Here is a 10452-nt window from a genome sequence, read left to right on the forward strand (position 1 = left end):
AACAGTCATTGCTTCAACTTTAGAAGAGTTCGGTACACCTGTTACAGTGTGCGTGCCGTTGCCTTCGTTGCGTACAAAAATGCTAGCAAGTGAATCAAAGGCATCGGCGTCAACAGTAACAACATCAGCGACTTCAGCGATCGCACCAGCGTCATCGTGGCCAGTCCGAATTTCAAGGGCCTCGACGCTTGTTAGGTTTGCACCCGCTGTTGGGGCAACGATCGCTGCTGCAGCACCGCCAAGGTGTACAAGCGTGTCAGTGCCGTCACCACCATCAATTTTGTCGGTGTTTGACGCAGCGCCGTCAATGCTTGAACCAGAAGCAATCACAAATTTGTCGTCTTTTGTGCCGCCTTTAACGTCCAACTGAACAGCCACACCTGATGTATTGTCCAAAGTTGCGTTCAGTTCATTGGCGATTACAAAGTTCAAGCTTCCGTCAAGGCCAGTGGCATCAACAGTTTGCAAGGAACCAGCAACATTGCCAAGACCCATAGTATAAGATGTAGCTTCAGTCGTTGTGCCATTAAGCACATTTCCTTCAGCACCCAACTTAAGGTCTTTGTCGCCAGTGATCTTTAGTGTTTTAAGATCTTCAGCCCAAAGTGTGCCAACTGAGTTCGCGCTGCCATTTGACATAACGTTCAGCGTTTCATAACCCTGATCAGCTGTGCCGCGCTCCTGAACAACAAGTGATACGAGTTCAGCGTCATTTAGCTTTACATTGCCTTCGTCTGCAGTTCCTGCAAGAGCCGCATCGTCAAACAAAAATGATGCACTATTGTTAGTTTCATTGGATTTGGACACAGACATATCAGCCAAAGGGGCCTGAATGTTGTCAATTGTAACATCGTTATCCATGCGAGTAATGTTGACAGCTTTTACACCAGTGGCATCTTGTAAATCAAGGAGGACAGCGCCTGAATGCGAAGCTGCTACATTGACAGTCTCGATGCCATTTAATGTAGGGGAAACGTCATAGTCACCAGTCTGGGTGTCTGTTACGAAGCTGAAGTTCAAGGTTGGGTTGGTGCCAGTACCCGTTAGAACATCGTCGTCTTGCAACGAGTTCATTTGGTCGTCGCCTTCTGGATCGTAAACTCGGTTCGCAACGAAGATATTTGCTGTTGCAACATCAACGTCGTTAGTGAGCTTGAACTCGGTGCTTCCGCCAGCAACAAAAGTATCAGTCGCCGCCTTTGCAGCAGTCACTGAAGCGTCCGTATCGTCAACGCTGTCAAGAACAGAGGCTGCGTTGGCTTTTGCAGCAGCATTGTTCTCATAATCGAAGCCTGAAAGCAGGGCTGTGTCTTCTGCCCAATCAACACCAACAGCCACCTTGTTAGCCATTGTTGTCGCATCATTGCCTGCAGCGCTGTCTGTGGCGCCTGAAATGATGTCGATGATCATCTGGCCAACAGCTTTACCACCGGCAAGTTCAGCAAGCCAATGGGCTTTACCCGCATCATCAGGTGCGCGGTTGAACAGGTTTTGGTAGATAGATACGATGAATGACTCTGCAGAGACCACAAGTGGGTTCACCAAATATGGGTACTTGGCAGTTGATTCAGGTTGAACAGAAAATGACTGTGCAATTTCAGCAACGGTCATGCCTGCATTTAAACGACCGATCCAGTAGTTCAAACCGTCTGGATCCGGTGCCCGGTCATAATAGCCCACGTAAATCTGGGTAATTGTTTCTTTAGCGCCCATTAGATAATTCCCTTCCCAATGGTCTTGGTTTTAGATGCTGTGCCAACAATCAGTTTGTTCAACACACTCCCAACCTGCCGAAGCTGCCAAAAGCCGCCCAAAGCAGCAGGGCTGCAAAGGGCATGGCTAGAGACATTCTTGGAGGTAGTTTTCAGCAGGTGAATATCGGCAAGCCGCGGCAGAGCGCGACCAGCCAGTTTAGCTGCTGTCAAACAAGCGCTAAACAACGCCTGTTGGAGAGAAACTAAAGGATTGGCGTAAGTAGGCTTACTTGACCCAATTGGGTTATGACGACATTCAAAAAACCTGATATAACCCGATTTAAAGCCAGATTTATGTTTGGATTCTGCTGTAGTTGATTCTAAGTAGTTAAATATAACTACAGTATTATAGGAATTACGTACCAGACTGTTAGGTGAGACTAACAGTTATGTTGATAATAAATGGATGAGTTTTGCTGGTCTGTTGCTATTCGATTTTTAAATTATGCTGACAAAATTTGTCGCTGAGTCACAAGAATACTGCAATTGTGCACAAAATGGAGAAGTCTGTTCAATGATATAGTGTTGAAACATATGTGAAAATGCGAGATAGGTGGCCTATCAGATTTTCCCATCTATTTTTGCTTTTTGGGCGCTGCAGGAAAATTATCAGCGATACGAATAGGTTATCGCCTTCTTGCAGGCAATTAGCGCATTTTTACTCCAAAGTTTTGTCTACGACCTGTGTTGCATAACAGGTGTGGAGTGCCTTTTTGGGCGCTTGGGGCGGGCTTTGCGTAGTAATTGTGAGATTTTTGGAAGAGTTTGTAGTGTTCTATGAATGAGAAATATGTAAAAAATGCCAGTTACGAGTTTAACGCGAGTTTTTGTAAGAAAGTGCAAGTGTCCGCAAGATAAGCAAAAGATTATCTATTCGGATAGCCGAGTAAAAGGTTTGGTGCTGGAAGCGCGCAATAGTGGGGGAAAGACGTACTATGTGCGTTATCGTGACCACTATGGGGATCAGCGCAATATCAAAATCGGCGACGCCGGGGTTATTGATTTGGACGCTGCTCGCCAGCGCACAATCGAGGTCATGTCTAAGGTGGCATTGGGGGAAGACCCACACGCTGAGCGCAAGGCCATGCGGCAAGTGCCAATGTTCGACACCTTTTTTGCCGAACGCTATTTGCCCTTTGTTAAGGGCTACAAACGCTCTTGGAAAAGCGACGAGAGCCTTTACCGCAATCACATAGCGCCCGTGTTTGGTCGCCAGCGTATGGATGCGGTCACAACGGCTGACATTTCAAAATTCCACCACGGCCTTTGTGCGCTTGGTTATGCGCCTGGTTCGGCCAATCGGGGGCTGATTGTGCTGCGCTACATGTATAATTTGGCCGCCAAATGGCAGGTGGCTGGCCTTGAAAAGAACCCTTCGGCAGGGGTAGAGCTGTTCCGCTTGAATAATGAAAAACAGCGCTTTTTGACCATGGATGAGGTCAACCAATTATTCGTTGAGATCCGGCGCTCGCCCAATAGAGCGCTAGAGCCGATCGTTAGTCTTTTGTTGCTCACCGGGGCGCGCAAGCGTGAGGTTTTGGACGCACAATGGGCCGATTTTGATTTCAACAATCGTATTTGGATTATCCCGATCACAAAATCTGGTAAGGCACGCAAAATGCCGTTAAGCGATGAGGCGATTGAATTGCTTTGCGGCCTAAAATCTAAGGGGAAATCGGTTTATTTGTTCCCCAACCCTGAAACAGCAAAGCCATTTCGAACGATCTTTTATGCATGGGATACAGCCCGAAAACGCGCCGGGCTTGCCGATGTGCGCATGCACGACTTGCGCCACTCATTCGCCAGTTTTTTGGTGAACTCGGGCCGCTCACTTTATGAGGTGCAGCGATTGCTTGGTCATGCTCACATTAAGACCACCGAACGCTATGCCCATCTTTCTGACGAGACGCTGTCAAGCGCGGTGAACGTAGTTGGCTCAATTTTGAAGTCGGCTTAGGCTAAGCTAATTGTGCAATTGACTTAGCCCCATGGCCCATTAGATAGTCGCGCTATGAGCGCAATTGATCCGTTTTTGAAAAACTTCCGCCTACAGATATTCACGCTCATTGTTTTGGTGAGTGTTGGCACGTTGGCGACCTTATATTTCGGCGTGCCCTGGACCGAAGCGAGAGAACGCCAACGGCTAAACGCTGAAATTGATGAAGTGCTGGCCCTGCAGGGGGAAACCATCAACGGCATTTTTGATAAATTCCGGCTGCTCACCGGCATTGTGGCGCGCCAGCCGAATGTGGCTATGGTGTTCCGCACCAACAATCAAAAGCTAAAACAATCAACCGCCCAGCGTTTGGTGGTTCAGTTTGCTGGTTTGTCCGGGGCAGCAAATGTTCAATTCGCGCACCCAGACGGAACGGTTTTGGCACAATCCACCAACCAAGGATTTGCGCCACAAATTATCGACGAGCGCCTTATCCGAGCCGGGGCAGAAGGACGATTGGGACGGGCAACTTTGCTGACCAGCAATGGGTCGAGTGCCTATGGCTTTTCCCATGGTGTCACCTGGAACGATGAGGTCATCGGCATTGTTGTTGTCTATGTGGATTTGCTGGAATTGGGTGATGCGTGGGGCCTCTTGAGTGAACCCATTTTTGTGACCAACCGACTTGGACAAAAGATCGTTGGCAACCAATTGGCCGGCAGCCTGCCCGCACAAATTTTGCGAACCTATCCACAAACCAGCGAAATGGTAACGGTTGTAGGGGCAGACAATGAGATCAAATTTTTAGCGCGCAGCGAATATTTGCACCTTTTGGATTGGCATTTGAATGTGCTTGAAGATTATGCCCCCGTCGCTGTCGCCAAAGAACAGTCGATCCTGATCATTATGCTTTCCGCAATAGTTGTTGGGGGTATGATTTTTGTTTTGCTGCAACGTCGCCATCTCGGGGTGATCCGATTGGCCGCAGAACAAGCAACCGCCCGGGAGCTTGAGCAAAGAGTACGCGAACGCACAAAAGAACTGCGCAATGAGTATGATGAGCGTATATTGGCGGAGGCGGCCTTGCGCCAAGCCCAAACAGAACTGATGCAGTCAGCAAAGCTGGCGTCCATCGGGCAAATGTCCGCCGCGCTTTCCCACGAATATAATCAACCAATTGCGGCGATCCGCGCTTATGCGGACAATGCCCATGCTTTTCTGGATCAATCTCGCGAGGACGCCGCGCAGGAAAATCTCACCCGCATTTCATCCATGACAGAGCGCATGGCCAAATTGAGCAAAACTCTTAAGTCTTTTGCGCGCAAACCGGGCACCAGCCAGCGGGATGTTTTGGTTGCTGGGCTTTTGAAGGAATCTATGACGCTTGTCGAACCACACGCCAAGGACAAAAAAGTGCAGGTTTTGGCAAGTGAAGTTGATCCTGAATTGAGCGTGCGGGGCGGCAGTTTGCGCCTCTCGCAAGTTTTGGTCAATCTGTTGAGCAATGCCATTGATGCGGCGGCTGAAAGCAAAGATCAATTGGTGAAATTAACGGTCAGCGATGATGATACGAATGTGGTTTTCGCCGTGGAAGATTCTGGTGTTGGGGTAAGTGAAAAAGATCGGGAGACAATATTTGACCCCTTTGTGACCCAAAAAGAAGTGGGTGAAGGCTTGGGATTGGGGCTTTCCATTGCCTACAATATTGTGCACGACTTTGGGGGCGAAATTGAACTGGGGGCCTCCAAATTGGGCGGCGCAGCCTTTTATGTAAAACTACCCCACGCCAAGAAGGACAAGCCTAAGTGACGATATCTTCACCCCAAGTGCTGTTGATTGACGACGACAATGACCTTCGCCATGCACTTTTGCAGGCGCTTGAATTGGACGGTATGAACGTTAAGGCCTTTGCCAGTGCGGCGTCTGCCATGCCTTCTGTTTCCATGCAATTCCATGGCGCAATCATTTCTGATGTGCGTATGCCGGGCATGACGGGGCAAGAGTTTTTGAAGCGGGTGATGGAAATTGATCCCGCCATTCCGGTAATTTTCATCACCGGGCACGGGGATGTGTCTATGGCGGTGAGTGCCATGCGTGACGGGGCCTATGATTTCATCGAAAAACCGTTCCCACCCAATCAGCTTTCAGCTGTGGTTTCGCGGGCACTCGAAAAGCGCCGACTTGTTTTGGAAAATAGGATCCTGCGGGAAGAAATTGACGCAGAGGGTCTGCTAGATGAGACATTAATCGGCAAATCTGCGCAATTGGTGCGTGTGCGTCAGCAGGTGGTCATGCTTGGCGACGCCGACATTGACATAATGATTAATGGCGAAACGGGCGCGGGCAAAGATGTGGTGGCGCGGGCGCTGCACGACCATAGCGAGCGCAAAGACAAACCCTTTGTGGCGGTCAATTGTGGCGCTTTGCCCAAAGAGATTATTGAAAGCGAATTATTCGGTCATGAGGCCGGCGCCTTTACCGGGGCGACACAAAAGCGGATCGGCAAAATTGAATATGCCAATGGCGGCACCCTGTTTTTGGACGAAATTGAATCCATGCCGCTTGATGTGCAGGTTAAATTGTTGCGGGTCGTGGAAACGCGCACGCTAGAACGTTTGGGCTCCAACAAAACTATTCCCTTAAATATCCGGATCGTTGGGGCCAGTAAAGTTGACTTGGCCCAAGCCAGCACAACGGGCGAGTTTCGCCAAGATCTCTATTTTCGCTTGAATGTGGCCACGATTGACTTGCCACCGTTGCGCGAACGAGGCGAAGATATTTTGATGTTGTTTTATCGGTTGGCGCGCCAAGCAAGGGCGCGTTTCCGCAAAGAAATCCCAGAAGTCACCCCGCAAATTATTGCCCAGCTACATGCCTACGATTGGCCGGGCAACGTGCGCGAATTGCGCAATTCGGCGGATCGGTTTGTGTTGGGCATGGGACTTGGCTTGCCCAATGAAGATGTTGCAACGTTTGACTTTTCTGAAAGCACATTGCCCGAAAAAATGGCAGCTTACGAAAAAGCGCTAATTGAAAGCGAAATTGCCAAACACGAGGGTTCCCTTAAATCCACCTATGAAGCGTTTGGCATTTCCCGCAAGGCGCTCTACGAAAAAATGAAAAAACACAATATTTTGGTGCCAAGCCAACAAGATTAGATGTGTCGATTTCGACACATTGTATGAATTTCATTGTGTAGGTTTCCACCCACAAACGGGTATCGCGCATTCCATGCGATTGCAGAACAATAGTCAATCCATTGAAAAATAACAGTTTTATGGCGCATCCCGATATTGGCACGTCCCTTGCTATGTAAGAAGCGAGGAGCGGTAATAATACCGTTCAAATCTCAAACATCCTTTGGGGAGGAACATCGATGTTCAAGAAACTACTCGTAGGCGCTGCGGTAACCGCAGGTCTTATGGCATCACCAGCTCTTGCGAACTGCGATAGCGGTGAGATCGTTATTAAATTTAGCCACGTAACGGCAGAAACTGGTCACCCAAAAGGTGAAGCAGCAGCAGCGATTGCGGCGCGTATCAATGAAGAAATGAACGGCACTGCCTGCATGGAAGTGTTTGCCAACTCAACATTGTTTGACGACAATAAAGTAATGGAAGCATTGCTGTTGGGCGACGTTCAAGTGGCTGCACCATCATTGTCAAAATTTGAAAGCTTCACCGAAAAATACCGCGTGTTTGATTTGCCATTCCTGTTCTCAGACATGAATGCGGTAAACAACTTCACGCAAGGTCCAGTGGGCAAAGATTTGCTGAACGCGATCAATGACAAAGGCTATGTTGGCCTTGGTTACATCTACAATGGTCTTAAGCACTTCTCAGCCAAAAAGCCTTTGATTGCACCTTCTGATGCAGCTGGTTTGAAATTCCGCGTGCAAACATCTGATGTTGCTGTGGCAATGATTGAAGCTATGGGCGGTTCTGCCCAAAAACTAGCTTTTGCTGAAGTATATGGCGCGTTGCAAACAGGCGTTGTTGACGGTCAAGAAAACACTTGGTCAAACATCTACTCAAAGAAATTCTTTGAAGTACAAGACGGTGTGACTGTAACCAACCACCAGCTTTTGACATATCTTGCGATCACTTCAACAGAGTGGCTTGATGGACTTGATCCAGCGGTTCGTGAGCAATTCCTGACTATTTTCAATGAAGAAGTTATTGCGGCAAACGCAAAAGCAACAGCATTGAACGAACAGGCGCGCGAGAACATCGTGGCTGCAGGTGGCGTTGTGCGTGAACTTACAGCTGAACAACGTCAAGCTTGGGTTGATGTTATGAAGCCAGTTTGGGCACAATTTGCAGACGGTATCGGTCAAGATGTTATCGATGCGGCCGTTGCTGCAGGCATGTAAACTCATCTGAGTTATACACAAGGGCGGAGCGCGAAATTCGCGCTCCGGTCCCAAGTCTGGCACGATGCCCAGCATGAAGCATCGTAATTTCGATTTTTTTGGGGAAAGACAATGGCTGCGACCTGGCTTTATGCGGGCACCGGACTGCTCATTCTTGCGCTTTTTTTAGCCGAACGGCGCTGGGAAAGCGCGGTAACGCGATTAGAAGAAAACATTCTTGCAACGCTTTTGGCGCTGATCACCATCATCTCATTTGTGCAAGTTGTTATGCGCTACGGGTTCAACACCACTTTTGGCGGTGCGCTTGAGTTGACGCGGATCATTTTTGCATGGCTCATTCTGTTTGGCATGTCCTATGGCGTCAAAATGGGCTCACATCTGGGTGTAGACGCCTTTATCCGCATGTTGCCGGGCAAAGGCCTTCGCTATGTGGCGATTTTTGGCGCGGCGGCCACACTGCTCTATGCGGTTATGCTGATCTCGGTTGATTGGATGAAAATTTTTGGCGTCACTTCAAAAGGCGGCGCGGTTGTTTATTGGTCTAAAATGTATCAACTCCAGCTTGGCCTTGAAGACCTAAAATATCCAACATGGATTTCAGAACCCTTGGGGCTTGAAGAGCGCGTGAAGCGCTGGATGGCCTATTTGATCTTACCCGTCGGGTTGGGGCTTTTAGCGTTCAGATCACTGCAAGCCATGATCCAGATAATTCGCGGCGAGCGCGAACTAATTATTGCGGGCCATGAAGCTGAAGATCTGGTTGCTGAAAACAAAGACGTCTTGAAAGGGGAGCAGGCATAATGGCTGCAACAATTCTCTTCGCCCTGGTCATCGGGCTCTTGTTCCTTGGGGTGCCGGTTGCGGTTTCGCTTGGGTTGTCCTCTATCATCGTCATCGCGTTTTTGTCGCACGACTCTATGTCATCTGTGGCACTGCAATTGTTTAACTCTGCCCAACATTACACCTTGTTGGCGATCCCGTTTTTCATTTTGGCGGCGTCCTTTATGTCAACCGGCGGCGTTGCAAAACGCATCATCCGCTTTGCCATTGCAGCGGTCGGCCATTTCCGTGGCGGGTTAGCCATGGCTTCTGTTTTGGCCTGTATGATGTTTGCGGCTTTGTCGGGTTCTTCACCCGCAACCGTTGTGGCCATTGGCACGATTGCCATCGCAGGCATGATGCAAGTGGGTTACTCAAAAGAATTCGCGGCGGGCATTATCGCCAATGCGGGTACCTTGGGCATTCTCATCCCCCCATCGATTGTGATGGTGGTTTATGCTGCAGCAACGGATGTTTCTGTTGGTCGCATGTTCTTGGCTGGGGTGATCCCAGGGCTTGTGGCAGGTGCCATGTTGATGTTGGCCATTTATGTGGTTGCGCGCATCAAGAAATTGCCAGCTGAACCCTGGAAGGGTTACGGCGAAATCTTACAAGGCGGCAAGCAAGCCGGTTGGGGCCTGTTTCTGATCGTCATCATTATCGGCGGCATTTATGGGGGTGTATTCACCCCAACAGAAGCGGCCGCGGTTGCGGCGATTTATGCCTTCTTCATTGCCATTTTTGTCTACCGCGATATGGGTCCGCTTAAAGATATTCCTTGGGTGCCAGAAGACGCGCCAAGCAAAACCCGTATCGGTTTTTCAGCAACGGTTTATGGCATTTCCTTGTTCGGGCTTTGGATGACCCTTTCATTCTTTGCTTTTGGCGACAGCGAAGCGGTTGGTTTCACTGTTCGGTTTTGGACAGGCCTTGGGGCTGGCGTTGCGGCTATGATCGCTTATACGATTTGGCGTGATCCTGAAGGCAGCTTGGCGCGGGTACCCTCTCACCTTGTTGCAGGCCTGCCGATTTGGGGCCGCAACCTTGGCATGATCTTTGGCAAATTCCCAACGGCCATGTTCCACAATGACACCCGTAAAGTGTTGGTGGATGCATCCAAAACAACGCTGATGTTGATGTTCATCATCGTCAATGCCTTGCTGTTTGCCCATGTTTTGACGTCAGAGCGTATTCCGCAAGCCATCACTGAATTGATGTTGGGCGCTGGCTTTAACTGGTTCACGTTCCTCATCGCGGTCAACATATTGTTGTTGATCGGCGGGCAATTTATGGAGCCATCTGGCTTGTTGTTGATCGTGGCACCCGTTGTGTTCCCTATCGCTATTGAGTTGGGCGTTGACCCAATCCATTTGGGGATCATCATGGTGGTGAACATGGAAATCGGCATGATTACACCGCCCATTGGGCTCAACCTGTTCGTGACCTCCGGGATAACGGGCATGAGTTTGATGCAAGTGGTCAAAGCGGCCTTGCCATTCGTGGCGGTTTTGATGGTGTTCTTGGTCATTGTTACATATTGGCCAGCGCTTTCAACCGCACTGCCTTATGCG

At 49.3% G+C, this 10452-nt stretch carries 7 protein-coding genes; 6 read left to right on the plus strand and 1 reads right to left on the minus strand.

What is annotated here, in order from left to right; all coding sequences use genetic code 11:
- Positions 1–1713: DUF4214 domain-containing protein (locus Q0231_RS16335; RefSeq protein ID WP_299349285.1), on the minus strand; the 1713-nt coding region annotated here is incomplete at its 3' end.
- A gap of 840 nt (positions 1714–2553) precedes the next feature.
- Here Q0231_RS16335 and Q0231_RS16340 point away from each other — a divergent pair.
- The 6 genes from Q0231_RS16340 to Q0231_RS16365 form a co-directional block, all read left to right on the plus strand.
- Positions 2554–3711: a site-specific integrase gene (locus Q0231_RS16340; RefSeq protein WP_299349288.1), complete on the plus strand. Its 1158-nt coding sequence runs from the start codon at positions 2554–2556 to the stop codon at positions 3709–3711.
- A gap of 54 nt (positions 3712–3765) precedes the next feature.
- Positions 3766–5499: an ATP-binding protein gene (locus Q0231_RS16345; RefSeq protein ID WP_299349290.1), complete on the plus strand. Its 1734-nt coding sequence runs from the start codon at positions 3766–3768 to the stop codon at positions 5497–5499.
- Complete coding sequence (locus Q0231_RS16350) at positions 5496–6848, plus strand: sigma-54 dependent transcriptional regulator (RefSeq protein WP_331283670.1); 1353 nt, start codon at positions 5496–5498, stop codon at positions 6846–6848. Before Q0231_RS16345 ends, Q0231_RS16350 begins: the two co-directional genes overlap by 4 nt.
- Before the next feature lie 218 nt (positions 6849–7066).
- Positions 7067–8062 carry a DctP family TRAP transporter solute-binding subunit gene (locus Q0231_RS16355; RefSeq protein WP_269393129.1) on the plus strand — a complete coding sequence of 332 codons (996 nt, stop codon included), beginning with the start codon at positions 7067–7069 and terminating at the stop codon, positions 8060–8062.
- Positions 8063–8173: 111 nt separating this feature from the next.
- Complete coding sequence (locus Q0231_RS16360; protein ID WP_269393128.1) at positions 8174–8863, plus strand: TRAP transporter small permease; 690 nt, start codon at positions 8174–8176, stop codon at positions 8861–8863.
- Positions 8863–10452: TRAP transporter large permease (locus Q0231_RS16365; RefSeq protein ID WP_299349294.1), on the plus strand; the 1590-nt coding region annotated here is incomplete at its 3' end. The genes Q0231_RS16360 and Q0231_RS16365, both read left to right, overlap by 1 nt.

Source organism: uncultured Maritalea sp. (assembly GCF_937139385.1).
Taxonomy (GTDB): Bacteria; Pseudomonadota; Alphaproteobacteria; order Rhizobiales; family Devosiaceae; genus Maritalea; species Maritalea porphyrae_A.